The 19,585-nt window shown below is 45.3% G+C and carries 16 protein-coding genes; 2 read left to right on the top strand and 14 right to left on the bottom strand.

Features of this window, described 5'->3' with window-relative positions:
• Positions 1-186: 186 nt before the first annotated feature.
• The 7 genes from corA to JSY38_RS07830 all read right to left on the bottom strand — a co-directional run bounded on the left by corA (position 187) and on the right by JSY38_RS07830 (position 7,581).
• Positions 187-1,140 carry a magnesium/cobalt transporter CorA gene (corA, locus tag JSY38_RS07800; RefSeq protein WP_205116317.1) on the bottom strand — a complete coding sequence of 318 codons (954 nt, stop codon included), beginning with the start codon at positions 1,138-1,140 and terminating at the stop codon, positions 187-189.
• A 105-nt stretch (positions 1,141-1,245) separates the two neighbouring features.
• Positions 1,246-1,827, bottom strand: a complete 582-nt coding sequence (locus tag JSY38_RS07805) for a LysE family translocator (protein WP_205116325.1) — start codon at positions 1,825-1,827, stop codon at positions 1,246-1,248.
• A gap of 72 nt (positions 1,828-1,899) precedes the next feature.
• Positions 1,900-2,727, bottom strand: a complete 828-nt coding sequence (locus JSY38_RS07810) for an AraC family transcriptional regulator (protein ID WP_205116327.1) — start codon at positions 2,725-2,727, stop codon at positions 1,900-1,902.
• Between the two features lie 124 nt (positions 2,728-2,851).
• Entirely contained in the window at positions 2,852-3,217 is a 366-nt protein-coding gene (locus JSY38_RS07815) for a cupin domain-containing protein (RefSeq protein WP_114411510.1), read from the bottom strand.
• 250 nt (positions 3,218-3,467) lie between these two features.
• A complete protein-coding gene (locus JSY38_RS07820; RefSeq protein ID WP_205116329.1) occupies positions 3,468-4,808 on the bottom strand; it encodes an MATE family efflux transporter in 1,341 nt (446 codons plus the stop codon).
• A gap of 106 nt (positions 4,809-4,914) precedes the next feature.
• The gene (locus tag JSY38_RS07825) at positions 4,915-6,159 is read right to left on the bottom strand and encodes a multidrug effflux MFS transporter (protein ID WP_114411508.1); all 1,245 of its coding nucleotides are present in this window, start codon (positions 6,157-6,159) and stop codon (positions 4,915-4,917) included.
• 63 nt (positions 6,160-6,222) lie between these two features.
• Entirely contained in the window at positions 6,223-7,581 is a 1,359-nt protein-coding gene (locus JSY38_RS07830; RefSeq protein WP_205116336.1) for an amidohydrolase family protein, read from the bottom strand.
• A 568-nt stretch (positions 7,582-8,149) separates the two neighbouring features.
• On the opposite strand from JSY38_RS07830, the gene JSY38_RS07835 reads away from it, so the two are divergent.
• Positions 8,150-9,151 (top strand): ABC transporter substrate-binding protein, encoded by a 1,002-nt coding sequence (locus JSY38_RS07835; RefSeq protein WP_205116338.1) that lies wholly within the window; start codon positions 8,150-8,152, stop codon positions 9,149-9,151.
• 132 nt (positions 9,152-9,283) lie between these two features.
• A complete protein-coding gene (locus JSY38_RS07840; protein WP_205116340.1) occupies positions 9,284-10,228 on the top strand; it encodes a LysR family transcriptional regulator in 945 nt (314 codons plus the stop codon).
• 104 nt (positions 10,229-10,332) lie between these two features.
• Here the strand turns inward: JSY38_RS07840 and JSY38_RS07845 are convergent, their stop codons facing one another.
• From JSY38_RS07845 to chvE, 7 genes are all read right to left on the bottom strand, one after another.
• Positions 10,333-11,841, bottom strand: coding sequence for an aldehyde dehydrogenase (NADP(+)) (locus JSY38_RS07845; RefSeq protein ID WP_205116342.1), 1,509 nt, complete (start codon positions 11,839-11,841; stop codon positions 10,333-10,335).
• 61 nt (positions 11,842-11,902) lie between these two features.
• Positions 11,903-13,663 (bottom strand): L-arabinonate dehydratase, encoded by a 1,761-nt coding sequence (gene araD / locus JSY38_RS07850; protein ID WP_114411503.1) that lies wholly within the window; start codon positions 13,661-13,663, stop codon positions 11,903-11,905.
• Positions 13,660-14,427, bottom strand: a complete 768-nt coding sequence (locus JSY38_RS07855) for an SDR family NAD(P)-dependent oxidoreductase (RefSeq protein WP_114411502.1) — start codon at positions 14,425-14,427, stop codon at positions 13,660-13,662. Before JSY38_RS07855 ends, araD begins: the two co-directional genes overlap by 4 nt.
• A complete protein-coding gene (gene araD1 / locus JSY38_RS07860) occupies positions 14,424-15,392 on the bottom strand; it encodes an AraD1 family protein (RefSeq protein ID WP_205116344.1) in 969 nt (322 codons plus the stop codon). The genes JSY38_RS07855 and araD1 overlap by 4 nt, the downstream gene beginning before the upstream one ends.
• A 23-nt stretch (positions 15,393-15,415) precedes the next feature.
• A complete protein-coding gene (gene mmsB / locus JSY38_RS07865; protein ID WP_114411500.1) occupies positions 15,416-16,615 on the bottom strand; it encodes a multiple monosaccharide ABC transporter permease in 1,200 nt (399 codons plus the stop codon).
• A 13-nt stretch (positions 16,616-16,628) separates the two neighbouring features.
• Positions 16,629-18,167: a multiple monosaccharide ABC transporter ATP-binding protein gene (gene mmsA / locus JSY38_RS07870; protein ID WP_114411499.1), complete on the bottom strand. Its 1,539-nt coding sequence runs from the start codon at positions 18,165-18,167 to the stop codon at positions 16,629-16,631.
• Between the two features lie 99 nt (positions 18,168-18,266).
• Positions 18,267-19,328, bottom strand: a complete 1,062-nt coding sequence (gene chvE, locus JSY38_RS07875; protein WP_114411498.1) for a multiple monosaccharide ABC transporter substrate-binding protein — start codon at positions 19,326-19,328, stop codon at positions 18,267-18,269.
• Positions 19,329-19,585 lie beyond the last annotated feature (257 nt).

Genomic DNA, 19,585 nt, shown 5'->3' on the forward strand with positions numbered 1-19,585 from the left:
TTAACCAATTAAATGGTAGTCATTCTCAACCACATTTTCAATACATAATTATTTAAATAAAAAGATAGATATGGCGGAGCGATAAATTCACTAGGAACAAGAAAGTAACAGGCCTAATCATGCAGAACTCTACATGATTAGGTGATTATGGAAGTAGTAACAATAGATAGAATGACCGTATACAGTCTATAACCAACCACGATGTTTAAAGTACCAGTATGGCGCAAACGCAGAAAACACCATTAAACCTAATGCCGCCGGATAGCCGTAATCAAAACCCAGCTCCGGCATGATTTCAAAGTTCATCCCGTAGATACTGGCAACCAAGGTTGGTGGCAAAAACACCACCGAGGCAATGGAGAAAATCTTGATGATTTTGTTCTGCTCAATATTAATAAAGCCCTGAGTGGAATCCATCAAGAAGTTGATTTTATCGAACAGAAAGGTGGTATGAGACATCAAGGTTTCAACGTCACGCATTACCTCGCGTAGCGTTTCTGAATACTCTTGCTTATTAGGTAAATGGCGCAACAAGAAGGAAATATTACGCTGTGTATCCATCAAACAAAGGCGAATTTTTCCATTACTGTCTTCTTGGCGTGCTAATTTTTCGATAATGGTATCCAGTTCAGTTTCGTCATCTTCTAACACCAAGTGACTTACATCTTCGAGCTGTCTATGGGAATCTTCTAACGTATCCGCATGGTTCTCTACTTTGTTTTCCAGCAAGGTCACCAATAAATGCGCCGGTGAATCAACCAGAATATGGCCTCGTCGGGCACGCATGCGCAACAACCTAAAATCAGCTAATTCTGTTTCACGGATGGTGATCAGTCTGTCTTGCTGCAAGATGCAAGCAACGGTGGCGGTTTTATGCCGTCCTTCCGTTTGGTTCAAAAATAGAGAGTGAACATGAATGCCAGCTTGATCGACAAAACAACGGGCAGAGGCTTCAATTTCTTCTACATCGTCCGATTCAGGCAGATCGGTTCTTAATAGCGCTTTAAGCAGCAAACGCTCTTCGTCGTCAGGCTCAGCGGCGTCAATCCAGTTGGCTTCTTTTTGAAGGGTGGCAAAGTTCTCGTCTTCTTTGGAAATCTCTTGAATCAATCCATTGCGGATTTTAAAAAATCTTAACATGCTACATCCTCGGTATGCTCGGCACCTTACACCATTATACTTAGGTTATAGCCTACGTCTGTGACAAATTAATGAGAATAAAAAGGACATTAAGCAACATATCCCTTAGTAAAAAACAAATCGATAGGCCACATAAAATAACAATAGCGCCATTCCACGGTTAACCCAGGCCATTACCTTGGGATTAATCGCTGCGTTTTTAAGCCGAGAGCCCGCCAACAAATACACACTTGGCGCCCCACAAGCCATTAGAGCAAGACCAAATGACCACAAAGCAATTTGACTGCCTTCAATATGAAAGCGAGGAAATTGCACGCTAACAATCGGCACAATGGCCACTAACGATTTAGGGTTACACAACTGAAGAATCAGACCCGTTTTAAAACTCACTGCCTTGTCTTGTGCTCTCACCTCTGCCTGCTGAAAACTCGCTTGCAGAATTTTCACTCCTAGATAAGCAATATAAATTCCACCCAAAATGGCGATAATCGATTGATATTTAAGAGGAATAATATCACCCCCTAAATAGCCAATCAGAAGAAATAAGATCAGCATGGCCAACCCGACGCCGACACAATACAAAAAAGCACGCCAGCCTTGGCCATTTACGCCAGCCAAAAGCGCCAACATATTGGCAGGTCCGGGGCTGTACATAACACCAAAGGCGTAGATGATTATTGCGAGCATGGAAACTCCTCAAATGGGGATTTGATACAAAGACGTAATAGAAAAGAATTAGCTATAAGGTGAAGTTTGCCGCTAAGTACGCAGCAAAGTACGCCTAAATTGATAAGGCGTGAGCCCAAACATGGGCTTAAATCGACGATTAAAATAACTCAGGTCGGTGAAGCCAAAGGTAAACGCCACGTCGGCTGGAGACATTCCTAGCTCAAGCGCGTCTTTGGCGCGGTTCATTCGATAATTTTGCCAGTATTGGTGAGGCGTCATACCAAAATAATCACGGAAGCAGCGCAATAAATGGTACTTCGACATATGCGCTACTTGGCTTAGTTCATCAAGTGACACTTCAGCACTCACATGAGCATGTAAGTACTCGCGAACTCGCTCAAAGACAGGGTCTTTCAATCGCTGCTTAGCTTCTATTTTAATACCCTTTTGACATGCCAAATATTCAGCAAATTCAAACAAGGCAGAGGAATATTCCAGTGCAGATGTAGCAGAACTTTCTACCAAAGCAGCCAAGCGCAAAATGTGCGCTTTGAGCACCGCATCCTGTTGCACAGGAAGTTCAACACGAAAGTCTTGCGAGCGACGAATACCAGCACTTTCAAGCATGGGGGTTAATTGATCAGGATGGACATAAAGCATCTTGTAGTGAAGAGGATCATCCGCACCTGAATGACCATCGTGAGCTTCTTCCGGATTAAACACAATCACATTGCCAGCATAGCTTTTGTGATGTTCACCTAAAGCAAAAAAATCCTGACGACCAGATAAAGTTACGCCGAAAGAAAACTCCTCATGGGCATGAGTGCCATAAGAAAAATCGCTCATAGAGGCTTCCAGCAACATCACCTCATCGAGGGCTGCACTTTTCGCAAACTGAAAATGATTTTCTACTGACATCACAACCTCCCGAAACTAGCCTAATCAATAACAATAGACTAACCAATAACAAACAGAAAAGATTGGACGATATTGCGGTATTACAACTTATTCCGCACTAGCTCAGTATCAACTTGTTATTGCGCTATATCCAATCTTGCTTCTCGAATGATACCGTTACTTCACTTTCAAGTTTGCCAGTATGAGCTGTCGATAAAGGCTCAACCATCATAAAATGAGTATCTTTTTTTGCTTTAGGGCAATGCTCTACACCCTTAGGGACAACAAACATTTCACCAGTGTTGAGTACAACATCTCCGCTTCTCATCTGCAAAGTCAGTTGCCCTTTGAACACAATAAAAAGTTCATCTTCATGCTCATGTGTATGCCAAACAAGCTCATCACTTCCTTTTGCTATTTTAACTAGTTGGCCATTTGATTCCGCAATAATCTTCGGAGCCCACTCCTCTGTGAACAATCCAAACTTTTCGTTAATATTGATTTTATTCAATGCATTACTCTCCGGAACAAGACTACTTTTGATAGTACGTAGGCACGCACATTTCACGCTTACCCAAAGAGAAAGCGTCTAACAAAAGACTAAAAAAACGGTTAATTGATGAATTCTTAAAGGCGCATCTAAGTCTAAATTTCTTGTAACTTAAATTCATAAGAATGCGTCAGGATCAGACTTAAGCCCCTGAAACAATAGATATAGACTAACCAATAACAAACAGAAAAGATTGGACGATATTGCGGTATTACGTCTTATTCTGTACTAGCTTTTTCTCAACCTGTTCAAGCGCTCTGCGATACATACGCCAAGCACAAATACCCGCAAGAACATTACCGATCAAGACGCCGAAGAACAGCCCTTTAAGTCCGGCTAATTCAGAACCAATCCATAGACAAGGCAAGAAGAAGGCAAACAGTCGCAATGCAGATATCGTCAAAGCGGTATAAGATTTACCAAGCGCATTAGAGATCGACACCATCAACATACAAATGCCGAGTAGGCCTAAACTCACCGGCACTATCATCAAATGCCAATGCAAAATCATCGATACTTCTTCATCACTGGTCATCAAGTTCGCCAACAGACCCGAGACGAAGAAAGTAACCACTGCAACCAATAGTTGAAATGATAATACGAAACGACAGGCTAAACGCACAACATAACGAACATCATCTAAACGCCCTTCGCCTAACAACCGTCCGACCATGGGTGGCATGGACATAGTCAGCGCCAACACGGCCACAATAGAGAAAAATTCAAAGCGCGAGCCCAGCGCCCAAGACGCTACCGCTGCCGTACCAAACCCAGCAATCAGCTTAGTCGCCAACATAGAAGAAACTGGCGGTAGCAGCTGGCTAACCATCGCAGGCCCCATAATATGACCTATCGACGTCAAACTTTTGCCGACATTGAGATCTTGCCAATCAAAGGTAATCCAGTGCTTACGAGCGACTTGCGGCGCAACAATCAAAGTACCTAAAGCAAACGCCACCGTAGTTGCCATCGCGGCGCCATTCAAACCAAGATCAAAAGTGAAGATAAAAATTGGATCCAGCACCAAGTTAAGCACGCTGGTCACAATCATCATGATACCTGGCAACATGGTATTACCATTAGATCGACAAATGCTGTAATAAAAATAGATGAGCGCCCCGACCCAAGCGCTGAGTAACCAGTGAGGCCAGTAAGAATCAATAACAGGATAAACAGAATCCGGCGCACTCAATAACGCCAAAATAGGATGACGTGAGAACCAAATGATCACACTAAAGAAAGCAATCCCCACGCTTCCCATCATTAATACCAAACCACCTAATTGCTTGGCATAACGCGTATTCCCTGCCCCTAACGCACGAGAAATAATCGCCGTTGTTGCGATCCCTAACCCGACTTGCAGACCAATGACGACCATCTGAATAGGCAGAGTAAAACCCTGTGCAGCTAAGGGCAAAATACCCAATTGTCCGATAAAGGCACTGTCCACCAGCTGGAAACTCATCAACGACAAAATGCCAAACATCATCGGCCATGTCATGGAAAAAAGTTGCTTCGCTAAGGAATCAGATTGGGATATTTGGGATGACATAGAAATAGGTGTGCTCTTACTAAAAAACTGAGCTTACATTCTAACCTATTTTGGTGAACACAGGATGACACCCATCTTCACCAAACCAACTATGCGCTGAAAAACCTTATTCTACGGTATGACGCTGACTGTACTTGTACCCATACCTCAGCATCACAAAAGCAATGATAGAAAAAATAACAAAACCGCTTGCCAATGGCGTCACAGTAAAATGATAAAACTGCCCAATCACGGTCGATAAAATAATCGCCAGAAAGCTGGATAACGATGAAATAACGGAAGCCCCAAGCCCCGCCATTTTTCCTAGCGGCTCCATCGCCATGGCGTTTACATTACCAAACACCATACCGAAGCAGGAAAACATCACCATTCCCAACCCCATAAAGAGCACAAAAGGCGGAACGCCATCAAAGTAAAAAGTTGATAACAGCAAAACAAAAGAAGAGGTTAACAGTACGCTCAACGCACTTATCACACAGCGCAGCATACCGATTCGCAGTACAATCTTGCCGTTTGAGAAATTGATAACAGCAGAGCCAATCGCCAACATGGCAAAGAACAAAGGAAAGCGATCACCTGTGTCATACACATCCTGAAAAATGGATTGGGCAGTGCTTATATGCAACATCAAACCACCAAAAATACAGCCCAATAACACAGTATAGGCCATGACATCACCACGGCTAAGTATGATACGAACATCGGCCACTAATCGTTTTCGGTTAAGTGGAATACGGTTCTCTTTCGACAAGGTTTCAGGCTGACGCAGCAGCAACCATACGCCTGCAATGGTTGCTTGAGTCATTAACAAACCAAAAATCCAACGCCAATCTGCGACTTGCAACACGAGCTGCCCAATAGAGGGAGCAAGCATAGGCACTAAAATAAACACCATCATCACAAAGGACATAATGCGTGCCATCGCAGCGCCTTTGTACATATCTCGGATCAAGGCGCGAGACGCGATTTTTGGCCCAGCAACGCCAAACCCTTGTATCATGCGCCCCAGCAAAAACATCTCGATGGACGACGCCAACAACGCCACCACCGAACCGATAAGATACACACAGATACCAAGTAAAATACTTTTTTTACGGCCGATGGCATCGGACAAAGGTCCAAAGAAAATCTCCCCAAACACCATACCTAGTATCATTGCTGAGACGATCCACTGGGTTTTCTGGTAATCCACCACAGCCAGAGACTCAGCAATGAAAGGAAACGCCGGCAACATGGCATCCATACTCAACGCCGTCAGCGACATCATCAGAGCAAACAAGGCCACCAGTTCTTTTTCAGCCAAGCGTTTTATCGGCAATTCTGTAGATTGTGGCGAATGTAGAAGAGACATCCCTTTCCTTAGCGATTAATAAAATGGACTAATAGTTTACTCGCCTCCTTCAGCATCTCGCAATTATTTAGCAGGCGAGCTTGCTAACAATTCCTGTACCGCCGCTTTTACGTCTTGAATTAACTCGGCTTCGTCCACACCAAGCACTTGGCCATTTTCAACCACTCGCTTACCGTTCACAAAGCTATGTTTAATCAGTGTCGGTTCACCACATAAGATTGGCGCTTCTAATAGGCTGTGCACGCCAGAATAACGCGGAGCATCAAGAGAGTACAAAACCAAATCGGCAGCATAACCTTCGGCTATTTGCCCTGTTTTAAGCCCCAAAAGATCCGCGCCGTTTTGCGTTCCCCATTTAAGCACTTGCGCCACGTTTGTTGCTGTCGGTCCACCCTGAGTGCGATGTAACAACCACGCGAGATTCAACTCTTGCAGCATGGAAGCATTTTCACTAGACGCAGAACCATCCACACCAATAGCAATAGGAATCCCAGCTTTTTCCATTTCAAGAACTGGTGCGATACCGCTGCCGAGTCGACAGTTTGATGTGGGGCAATGGGCAATTCGCGTCTTGGTTTGCGCTAGTAATTCAATTGCATGAGCATCCGCTTGCACCAAGTGAGCGAACCACACATCGTCGCCTAACCAATCACAGTGAGCGGCGTAATCAATGGCGCTCATACCGAAATTTTGTTGCGCCATTTGCTCATCAAAAGACACTTCCAATAAATGTGAGTGGCGCAGCAGGTTTCGCTCTTTTGCCCACTGAGCATAACCACGTAAGTCTTCTGCTGGCGATGTGTGAACCAAACTGGTCGGCGCGACGACCAAGCGTCGCATGCTGAATGGGTTGTTGTCATGGTAGCGTTTGTAGGAAGCATCAAGGCGATCTAATGACAATTCCAATGATTCAGGAACAATGCCGCTGTCTTTCATACCTTTATGACTGCCTTGCACCGTTGCGCCACCACGGCATAAAACTAAGCGAATACCTAAATCTTCGGCAGCACGCCAAACAGCGTCTTCCAATTCTGGTGATGTGTTCGCATGGTACAAATAATGATGATCTGCACAGGTCGTCACACCAGAGCGCAATTGCTCGTACAGGCCTAATTTCGCTGCGACATACATTAAATCTGGCGTAATTTGTGGCCAGAATCGATACGGCACGCTTGCCAGCCATTCCCCTAAACCTTGGTTCAAACCAGCAGGAACGCCTTTTAGTATCGACTGAGCAAGATGATGGTGAGTATTCACAAACCCTGGGTAAACCACACAGTGAGACGCATCTATTAACTCGTCGTCAGGCTCGCGATCTAGCGTTGGAGCAATGGCGGCAATCACGCCATCTTTAATACGGATATCTTGAGGAAGCTCATAACCTGCAACGGCTTTGGCTTGGCGGATTAAATACTGGGGCATAACACTCTCCTTTTTAGGAAAGAGCAATGTCCAGGCCAAAAGGCTTAACCGCTTCTACTCTTTAATTCACATACAACTTAACTAAGTCAACAAGCAAACCTTGTACCAGTCTATGCAACGGCAGTAAGCACACAGCAAGCACGAACCATTCATCATATTTCACATGCTATTAATCATATTTATGGTGCGACTAGACCACAATACGCCCAATTCAAGTGCAGAACAGAGCACTAACTACCACATAACTGCCGAATTTATAGACAAATATATTTGGCCTGCTTGTTGCTTAGTCATAAGTGGCGCAAATAGTTTGCGTGGCGCAATGAGTAGAAGCGGTCAAGTTTGGTGTCGGGTTCCGACAAACCAAATTCGGGCATTGCTCACTGCCTTTATCGACAACCCAAAGAGGATGTCGAAAGGGAAGTGACAGCCGTATCTACTTAATTCGACTGTGTACCCAGCCCTCTCGCTCTTTCCTCATCTTGTTTTCTTTGTGGTTGTTTCACTAACTGAGCTTGGCTTGCTTAGAAAAGCAGAGCCAGATCTATGATGAAACATGGAGAAAACAATGAACAAGACAACCTTATTTCGTAATCTATGCCTAGCTGGGGCCATGGCATTGACAGCCTTAAGTGGAAACGCGGTTTTCGCCGCTGATAAAGTAAAGTTTCAGCTAGATTGGTTACCTGGTGGCGATAAAGCACCGGTTTATGTAGGCATCAAAAAAGGCTTTTTCAAAGACGTTGATTTAGACGTCTCTGTGGCAAGCGGCCGAGGTTCCACCGACGCGATCAGCAAACTCGCCACTGGTAATGCCGACATGGGCTTATCTGACTTGGTCGCGTTATTAATGGCAAAAGCACAAAATGATATGCCGGTTTCCGCGGTGTATTCCGTCTTTAGTAAAGCGCCCCACGCTTTCTTTGTGCCTGCTGATTCAGACGTTAAAAGCGTCAAAGACGTCGCAGGAAAACGCATTGCCACCTCGCCTTATACGTCTTCAAATGTCTTTTTACCCTTATTGTTAGAAGTGAATAACGTTGATCCAGACAGTATCAAATTGGTCAAAGCTGACGCTGGTGCACTAAACCCAATGTTACTTTCCGGTAACACTGACGTAGTTATTTCATGGATAACAGATACGGTAATTTATCAGCAACAAGCCAAAAGCGCCGGTAAAACTTTGCGAGTATTGCCATGGTACGATGCCGGTTTAGAGTTTTACTCGACTTCTGTTATTGCCTCTGACCGCTTTATCAATAAGCACCCAGATGTGACAAAACGTTTTGTTCAAGCCTATAAAAAAGCCATCAAATATACTTGGGAGTACCCAGAAGAAAGCGGGCAAATCGTTCATGACATGGTGCCAGAAGTTGATGCTAGTACTGCAACAAACACAATTAATTCAATCAAATCCTTGGTTTATAACGCCGTCAGTGATCAAGATGGTTACGGCGCATTCACCAAAGAGCGACTCGCCACCACATGGAAATGGACAGCCGAAGCACAAGACATTGCCGTCGACAGTTTTGACCCTGAAAGCGCCGTTAATCGCCAGTTTCAGCCTTAAATAACCATCATGATCTTGTAAAAGAGAAATGCTAAAAAAGCCCATTTATTTGGGCTTTTTTATTGCTATTAGACGCAAATAGCTTCTATTTAGAGTAAAATACCTTTATTAAAAACAATAACAGAGGTCGATATGGACATAGGTCTGGCCAAGCATTTAAAACTCAATCAACTACGCTTAATTTCGGTTATTTCCGAGCATGGTCAACTGGGCATTGCTGCGGATGAAATGGCAATGACACAACCTGCTGCATCACGCATGTTGAGTGAAATTGAACAAACTATCGGTACACGTTTATTTATTCGTCATGCCAAAGGCATGGAACCAACCTTGGTTGGTCAAGCAGTGGCACGCCGGGCGCACAACCTTTTAGTTGAGTTACGCGATCTTGCCCGTGAAGTAGACGAACTTAAAGAAGGCGGCGGCGGAACAACCGCTATTGGCGCAGTCACTGGCGCGGCAGTGGGATTTGTCATTCCCGCTATTCAGCAATTGCGAGCTATCGCCCCCAAAGCCGAAATTGATATTAACGTCGATACCAGTGATGTTTTAGTTCGCGATTTAGTCGCTGGACACAATGACTTCGTGCTTGCCCGTATTCCCAAACAATACGACGCCAACGAATTTGAGATTTACCCAGCGCGCACAGAATCAGTCAATTTATTAGTTCGAAAAGACCATCCATTAGCTCACTTAGATGTCGTCAAAGTAAAAGACTTAGCTCATTTTGAATGGGTCATGCAGTCTCACCGCGCTCCCATACGCGAAGCGGTTGAAGCCGCTTTTATGGAAGAACGAGCTGAATTGCCATTAAGTATAACCAATAGCACCTCCTTGCTCGCCTTAATTGCTATTCTTGTTTCCTCTAACGCTATTGCCCCTATCGCAAGAGAAGTAAGTGATTTGCTAATAGGGAATCAAGTTCGAGCAGACTTAAAAGCACTTAAGCTAGACCGTAAGATTATCATGAGCCCTTATTACTTATTACAAATGCGTGGTCGCCAATTGTCTCCTCTTGCCAATCAACTCAAACGTTTAGTGCTTGCCGAGTTGGAACAAAAGCCAGCGCACAGTTAAACTATTGGCTATTAACTTTACCAAGAAGCAAAAAAAAGCGAGTCGGTTGCTTTCAAAACCGAACTCGCTTAATAACCCGCCTTGGGATATTTAATGCTTAAGAACTAGCCAGCTAGATCTTTTGGTAACAATGCCTTTGGTATGTTTTGGTAACAAACAGGACGCAAGAAACGACGAATCGACAAGGTGCCGACTGAGGTTGCACCGAAATTTGTCGACGCCGGATACGGCCCGCCGTGAACCATGGTGTCGTTCACTTCAACTCCTGTTGGGAAACCATTTGCTAGCAAACGACCAGCTTTGCGTTCCAATACAGGCAAAAGCTTCTGACATGCTGAATGGTCACCTTCATCAAGGTGAATCGTACACGTCAACTGACCTTCCAAATGACGAGCCAACTCGACCATCTGCTCGACGCTTTCCGCCAGAACCACCAAACCAAGAGGACCAAAGACTTCTTGATGAAGAGTTGGGTGATCTAGCCATGCTTGACCCGTTACCGTGAACAAGTTTGGCAATGCCGTTCTATCCGTTGTGTCTGTTGTACGAACAACCGACTCAATACCCGTTTTTTCTATTGCAGCAACACCAGAACGGTACGCATCAGCAATGCCATCAGTCAGCATGGTTTGCGCAGAGATCTCAGATAAGGCCGCACTCGCTGCTGCAATCATGGCTTTTGAATCTGCGTTATCCAACATCACAGCAATACCAGGGTTAGTACAGAACTGCCCTGCGCCCATAGTCAATGAACCCGCCCAGCCTTTACCTAACTCTTCAGCACGGTTTTTCACTGCTTCCGGCATCACAAACATTGGGTTCACAGAACCCAGCTCGCCAAAGAAAGGAATTGGCTCTGGACGCGCCGCACACAAATCAAACAAGGCACGACCACCCGCCAAACTACCAGTAAAGCCAACCGCTTTGATTAACGGATGCTGAACTAGAGCTTGACCAACTTGGCGATTACCGCCTTGGATCAAAGAGAAAACACCCGCTGGCATCTTGCAGCGCTGCATGGCCTTATCAACGGCTTGCGCCACTAACTCGCCCGTTCCCGGATGAGCTGAATGGCCTTTCACTACTACAGGACAACCCGCAGCTAATGCTGCCGCTGTATCACCACCCGCCGTTGAAAACGCCAATGGAAAGTTAGACGCACCGAACACTGCAACAGGACCAATTGGACGCTGCACCATGTACATATCTGGACGTGGTAATGGGGCACGATCTGGCAAAGCTTCATCAAAACGACGATCCAAGTATTCACCAGACAAAATACGCTCAGCGAATAAACGTAGCTGGCCTGTTGTACGGCCGCGTTCACCTTGCAAACGTGCCGCTGGCAAACCTGTTTCTTGTACGCCAACTTCAGTAATTTGATTGCCTAGCACATCAATTTCGTCAGCAATCGCATTCAAAAAAGCAGCACGCTCTTCACGAGAAGAATAACCAAATGTCTCAAAAGAAGCCTCAGCCGCTTCTACTGCGGCATCCACATCGGATACACGACCAACGGCAAACTCATGAGAAGGTCCTGTAGCAGGCGTTGAAGAAAATGTTGCGTCGCCCTTTACCCATTTACCGGCAATAAAATGCTGTCCCGTTAACATACTCACTCCTCTTCTCTATTGTGTTCGTTTATTTTCTTACTCATTTCAAGTAAGGACTTACTCAATGCGAGTCTTTTGGCACCGCAGCGCCTCGACACCCTTTTAAGAAGTCAAAATCGGCACCGGTATCGGCACCCTGTACGTGGTCATGGAATAATTTGATATAGCCACTTTTTGGTGCTTCCAAATGACTTTTCCAGTTCGCTAAACGTGTTGCCATTTCTTCATCTGAAATGTCTACATGAAGACGACGATTTTCTACGTCTAGTTCAATCATGTCGCCATTTTGAATCACAGCCAATGGTCCACCCGCAGCGGCTTCCGGCGTAGTATGCAAAACGACGGTTCCATAGGCCGTTCCCGACATACGTGCATCAGAAATGCGCACCATGTCTTTAATGCCTTTGCGCAACACTTTTGGTGGTAAGCCCATATTGCCTACTTCCGCCATGCCTGGGTAACCTTTTGGCCCACAGTTTTTTAGTACCATGACGCAGTTTTCATCGATGTCCAAGGCTTCATCATTGATCTTAGCTTTGTAGTCATCAATGTCTTCAAACACCACAGCACGGCCACGGTGCTGCAATAAATGCGCCGACGCTGCGGAAGGTTTCAATACCGCTCCTTGTGGCGCAAGGTTGCCTTTCAATACAACAATACCGCCCTTTTGTGTCAGTGCTTTTTCAACGGGCAAAATAACATCTGGATTCCAGTTACGAACCTCTTTTACTTCTTCCCAAATGGATTCACCAGACACGGTAATGGCGTTTTTATGCAGTTTGCCAGCCTCAGCCAAATGCTTGATTACCACAGGCAAGCCGCCTGCGTAGAAGAACTCTTCCATCAAGTATTTGCCCGATGGCATCAAGTTCACAATTGTGGCAATTTCTTGGCCCAATTTATCCCAATCGTCTAGGCTTAAATCCACACCAACACGACCAGCAATAGCCAATAAGTGAATCACGGCATTAGTGGAGCCACCAATTGCGCCATTAACACGAATCGCATTTTCAAACGCTTGGCGAGTTAAAATGTCAGACGGCTTCAAATCGTCTTTGACCATATCGACAATACGACGACCAGTAAGGTGCGCCATAACGCGACGTCGGCTATCTACCGCCGGAATCGCTGCGTTACCAGATAACGCCATACCCAAGGCTTCGGCCATCGATGCCATGGTGCTAGCGGTTCCCATGGTGTTACAACCACCAGCAGAGCGAGACATAGATTGCTCAGCTTCAAGGAAATCTTCTTGCGTCATCTTGCCAGCTTTAATGTCTTCCGACATTTGCCACAAAGCGGTACCAGAGCCCACACGCTCGCCTCTGAAGTAGCCATTCAACATTGGGCCACCAGATACGACAATCGATGGAATATCGACACTACACGCGCCCATAAGCAGCGCTGGAGTAGTTTTGTCACAACCTGCCAACAAGACAACACCGTCGAGCGGATTCGCACGCAAGGCTTCTTCCACGTCCATGGCCGCCATGTTGCGATACATCATAGCCGTTGGGCGAAGTGAGCTTTCACCCACAGAAAACACAGGAAATTCCAGTGGCAAACCACCCGCCTCATAAATACCATGCTTCACTCGATCAGCAAGATCGCGAAGATGGGCGTTACAAGGTGTTAGCTGCGACCAAGTATTACAAATACCAATTACTGGACGGCCATCAAACAAGTCCGCCGGTAAGCCTTGGTTTTTCATCCAGCTGCGATGGTAAATGTGATCACGTGATGTCCCACCAAACCATTCAGTGGAACGTAATTTACGCGGCCATGTTTTTGGTACGAACGTGCTTTTCTTAGAATCACTCATACCCAACCTCCATCAACAATAAAGTTCTGCGCCGAGCACATTGCCGCCGCATCGGACCCTAAGAACAACGCCATGTTGGCGATGTGTTCGGGAAGCACTTTGCCTGCTAGGCATTGGCTTTGTTTAATCTTTTCTTCTGCAGCATCATCAACCCACATGCGCAGCTGTTTTTCTGTCATCACCCAACCCGGCACCAAAGTATTCACTCGAATACCTGCACCACCTAAATCACGGGCAAGAGAGCGAGTTAAACCATGGGTCGCGGCTTTGCTCGTACCATAAGTTGGGTAGCCTGCTGTCGGCATCATCCAGCCCACAGAACCAAAATTGATAATCGAACCACCACCCAGTTTGCGCATCATTGGCGCGACAGCTTGCGCTGCGAACATAGCGTGCTTGATGTTCACACCAACTAATTCATCGAAACGCTCTTCGGTCAGCGATTCCAAAGAATGACGCACATCGTTGGCCGCGTTATTCATCAATACTGAAATTGGGCCAAAAACCTCTGCTGCCGCACGGATTTTGCTTTGATAATCTTGGATATCCGTGATGTCACACACGTCAAAGCGCACTTCGTAGCCTTCTTTGGTAAGACGTTTAGCAAGCGCAGAGCCGGCTTTTTCATCTAAATCCACAAAGGCCGTTTTTGCGCCTTGTTTGGCATAGGCTTCAACAATGGCAGCACCAATACCTGTCGCACCACCGGAGATAAACACAGAGCGATCTTTTAAATCTGGATAAACGGCCATTGGCTTTTTCATAGTACGTCTACCTCGGTGGATAACTCTGCTTCTTTCGCCAAGGCGTTACGTAATGGCAAGCCAAAAGTAGGGGAGGAAATTTCAAATACATCGCCTTCTTTAGCCTGAACACCATCTGCAAATGACAAGGTCGCTGTGCCAAACATATGCACATGCAGATCGCCTGGTTGGCGGAAAATAGAGTATTTAAAATGATGGTGTTCTAGGTTCTTAAAGGTGTGTGACATATTGTCCTCACCAGATAAAAAGCCTTTCTCCCAAAGCGTTTTCTCGCCACGTTCTATACGTGAATGACCATCAATGTGCATTGGCAATTCGCCCACGAGCAATTCTGGACCAAACGACGCTGGACGCAATTTTGAATGAGCCAAATACAAATAGTTCTGGCGCTCTGTCACGTGATCGGAGAATTCATTCGCCAAGGTATACCCAAGACGATGCACTTTGCCGTCATCACCCACCAAGTAAAAACCAGCGATTTCAGGCTCTTCACCGCCATCTAATGCAAAGGATGGTGAAGGCAAAGCATCACCCGGCGCAGCCACGCCAGCGCCATTGCCTTTATAAAACCATTCTGGCTGTACACCCTCTTCACCGTCTTTTGGCTTGCCGCCTTCAACGCCCATTTGGAAGATCTTCATCGAATCCGTTAGCTCTTCACTTTTTGCATGCATGGCGTTTCGCGTTGCAGCAGAGCCTAAATGAGTCAAACCCGTTCCAGTTAAATACATATGTGCAGGATCTGGATGGCGTACAGGACAATCTAATTGGTTTTTGTTAGCAAGTTCGGCCAAATTGACCGCCTCACCTAGACCATGTTTCTCGATAATAGACTTCAGCGGCACGCCATTTTTAACGGCTTCTTTTGCGAGTTCATAAACACTCGATGCATGAAGAACAAGGTGTGCCTCATCGCCTTCACGACAGACCACACCACCTTGTTTAATTTGAGATAAAAACAACATAAATCGCTCCTTAACCCGCGTTCTTAGCGCGCTTTTTGTTTGTTGTAGACGTCGAAGATAACCGCTGCAAGCAAGACCAAACCTTTGATAACTTGCTGCCAATCAATCCCAATACCTAAAATCGACATCCCGTTGTTCATTACACCCATGATGAAGGCACCAATCACCGCACCGATGATTTTACCGACACCACCTGTCATGGACGCACCACCGATAAAGACAGCGGCAATAACATCTAGCTCCATAGCGAAACCGGCTTTTGGCGTCGCTGTATTTAAGCGCGCGGCAAAGATCAAACCAGCCAATGCGGCCAACATGCCCATATTGGCAAAAGTCAAAAAGGTTAAGCGTTCTGTATTAATACCTGAAAGCTTCGCGGCTTTTACGTTGCCACCCAAAGCATAGATGCGACGACCAATTGTGGTGCTGTTGGTTAAGAATGTATAAACCGCGATCAATACAGCCATTGTCATTAAAACGTTTGGCAAACCACGGTAAGTACTTAATAGGTAAGACAAATAAATAATAGCGATGGCAACCAAGGCATTTTTTACGATAAAGAAAGAGAAAGGCTCATCTTGAATACCGTATTTCAATGCTCTAGATCGGCTACGTGCCGCCAAAAAGACAATAGAGCTCGCTGCTAATACGCCTAATACAAGCGCAGTGACATTTGGACGACCCACACCAAATACATCAGGGATAAATCCTGTACTTAATAGCTGAAAACTTTTCGGAAAAGGACCAACAGATTGACCTTCTAGTAACGCCAATGTCAAACCACGGAATACAAGCATGCCCGCTAAGGTCACGATAAAAGCCGGAATTTTCCAATAGGCAATCCAATAGCCTTGTAGGCCACCAATGATCAAGCCAACAACAAGACACACAGGCACAACCAGAATCGTTGGCAAATCATAGTTAACCGACATCACCGCAGCCAATGCCCCAATGAAGCCTGCCACAGAGCCAACCGACAAATCGATATGACCAGCGACGATAACCAGCAACATGCCAATCGCCATGATGATGATGTAGCTGTTTTGTAGGAATAAGTTAGTTAAGTTAACCGGACGCATCAGAGTGCCATCGGTCAAAAATTGAAACATGCCCATGATCACAACCAGTGCGATCAACATACCGTAATCACGCATATGCGACTTCAAGTAGCTGGTAACAGAAGGTGCCGATTGGACCACTGTAGAGGTTTCTTTTGTTGTCATTATTATTACTCCGTTACGCTTTCACTATCATTGACATGATTTTTTCTTGGCTCGCATTCGTTTTGTCTAACTCACCAACAAAACGGCCCTCGTTCATCACATAAATACGATCACACATGCCAAGTAACTCTGGCATCTCTGAAGAAATCATCACCACACCTTTGCCATCATCGGCAAGCTCATTGATGATGCTGTAGATTTCAAATTTGGCACCCACGTCAATACCGCGAGTTGGTTCGTCCAGAATCAGCACATCTGGCTGGGAATAAAGCCACTTACTCAACACCACTTTTTGTTGATTACCCCCAGACAAGTTCATCACTTTCTGGAACACACTTGGTGTACGAATATTGAGAGCTTTGCGGTAATCTTCAGACACTTGGCGCTCGATGTTTTCATCAATCACGCCTTTTGAGGACACACGATCTAGGTTTGCTAAGGTGGTATTGGTTTGAATAGTTTCTTCAAGAATCAAACCCAATTCTTTACGGTCTTCCGTTACGTACGCCAAACCACTTTTTATCGCTTTAGGTACCGTGGATAAATCGGCGACGTCGCCACGTAAGCGCACTTCACCTTGGACATTTTTACCGTAACTTTGTCCAAATAGGCTCATTGCTAATTCTGTTCGACCCGATCCCATCAAGCCCGCAATACCAACAATTTCACCGGCATGCACATTGAAGGCGATGTCATGAATTATTTGACGGTCTACTGCTTCAGGATGCCAAACATTCCAATTGCTGACCTCCAACAAGGTTTTCCCTAAGTGACCTTCTTCGGTCGGGTTCTTTCTTGCTGGGTAGCGGTGTGCCATATCGCGGCCAACCATGTCGCGAATAATGTCTTCTTCACTGATGCTTTGCGCACGACAATCTAACGTGGAGACTGAGGCACCGTCACGGATGACTGTGATACTGTCTGCTACACGGCTGATTTCATTTAATTTGTGGGTAATCAGGATGGAGGAAATACCCTGAGCTTTAAATTCCAGCAATAGATCAAGCAGCTTAGCGCTGTCGTTCTCTTGCAGCGCAGCCGTTGGCTCATCCAGAATCAACAACTTCACATCTTTAGCAAGGGCCTTGGCAATCTCAACAAGTTGCTGCTTGCCTACACCTAATTGCCCAACTAAAGTGGAGGGAGACTCTCTTAAACCAACCTTTGCTAATAACTCTTGTGTACGAGAATAGGTTTTTGGCCAATTGATGACGCCACCTTCAACATTCTCATTACCTAAAAATAGATTCTCAGCGATCGATAAAAGCGGCACGAGCGCTAGCTCTTGGTGAATAATGATGATGCCTTTCTCTTCGCTGTCCGTTATGCCAGTAAATGCAACGGTTTCATCATTAAACAGAATATCGCCTTCATAACTTCCATGTGGATAAACGCCACTCAGCACTTTCATGAGAGTCGATTTACCCGCGCCATTTTCACCCACTAAGGCGTGGATCTCGCCAGCACGAACTTTCAGGTTCACAGCGTCGAGGGCTTTTACTCCAGGAAACGTCTTGGTAATGCTGCGCATTTCCAAAATAATATTTTCCATAAAACATCCCATTAGCGAGCGCGTCCTGACCGTATTGATTCACGATCAATAACGCACTCGCTGATTTATTATTGTTGAATTAGGATACTAATCGTGCGCTTATTCGACCTGAGACTTCGTATAGTAGCCACTACCCAATAGCACATCTTGCCAATTGGATTTGTCTACTGTTACTGGCTCAAGCAAATAGCTAGGAATTACCTTGATACCATTGTCGTAAGTTGTCGTGTCATTGATTTGAGGCTTCGCATCATTTAACACCGCTTGCACCATGCCAACAGTCACATTGGCTAACTCACGAGTATCTTTGAAAACAGTAGAATACTGCTCACCGGAAATAATGGATTTCACTGATTGCACTTCCGCATCCTGGCCAGTAACAATTGGCATTTTTAGATTGCCAGAACCGTAACCAACACCTTTAAGGGATGACAGAATACCGATAGAAATACCGTCATATGGTGACAATACACCATCTACACGTTTGGTTGTGTAATGGGCAGACAGTAAGTTATCCATACGCGCTTGAGCAGTTGCACCGTCCCAACGTAGTGTACCGACTGTATCCATGCCCATTTGACCTGACACAATATTCACTTTGCCAGAATCAATCATTGGCTGAAGTACAGACATGGCGCCGTTATAGAAGAAATAAGCATTGTTATCGTCAGGAGAGCCGCCGAACAATTCAACGTTGTAAGGACCTTGACCGCGTTTTTCCATACCACTCACTAATGACTTAGCCTGCAACACACCCACTTTGAAATTATCAAATGTCGCGTAGTAACTAACATAAGGGCTGTTTTTGATCAGACGGTCATAAGAAATAACTTTAATGCCAGCGGCATCCGCATTTTCTAGCGCATTAGACAGAGTCGTGCCATCAATCGCAGCGATGACAAGGACGTCGACGCCTTTTACGATCATATTTTCAATTTGAGAGAGTTGGTTAGGGATTTCATCTTCTGCATATTGCAGATCGACTTTATAACCTGCATCTTTGAAGAGTTGCACCATGGAATCACCATCAGTGATCCAACGAGCAGAAGACTTAGTTGGCATAGCAATACCCACATAACCCTCAGCAGCCAAGGCGCTCGCAGAGCTCAGTGCAGTGGCACCCAGTACTAAACCAGCAATGGCATTTTTTAGATAGTTCATTAGCTTCTCCTGTTACAGCCAAGGCAAGTACCATAAGGAACAAGCGTCAGTGGCCGTAGATTTTTATGATTATTTTTTCGAGCCAATCAGGTCTTAAAAAACCTATCATCCAGAGTAGGCAAAATAAACATACCAATCAAATAGAATAAATGTTTGTTTGTATATCATTTTTGATATGCGATTTTATTAGGCAAGAATCAGTAATTTCTACATTACGTGCTGCGCGGCTTAAACAAATTCCGTATGATAAAATTCCC

The organism is Marinomonas foliarum (genome assembly GCF_016906065.1).
GTDB classification, from domain to species: Bacteria; Pseudomonadota; Gammaproteobacteria; order Pseudomonadales; family Marinomonadaceae; genus Marinomonas; species Marinomonas foliarum.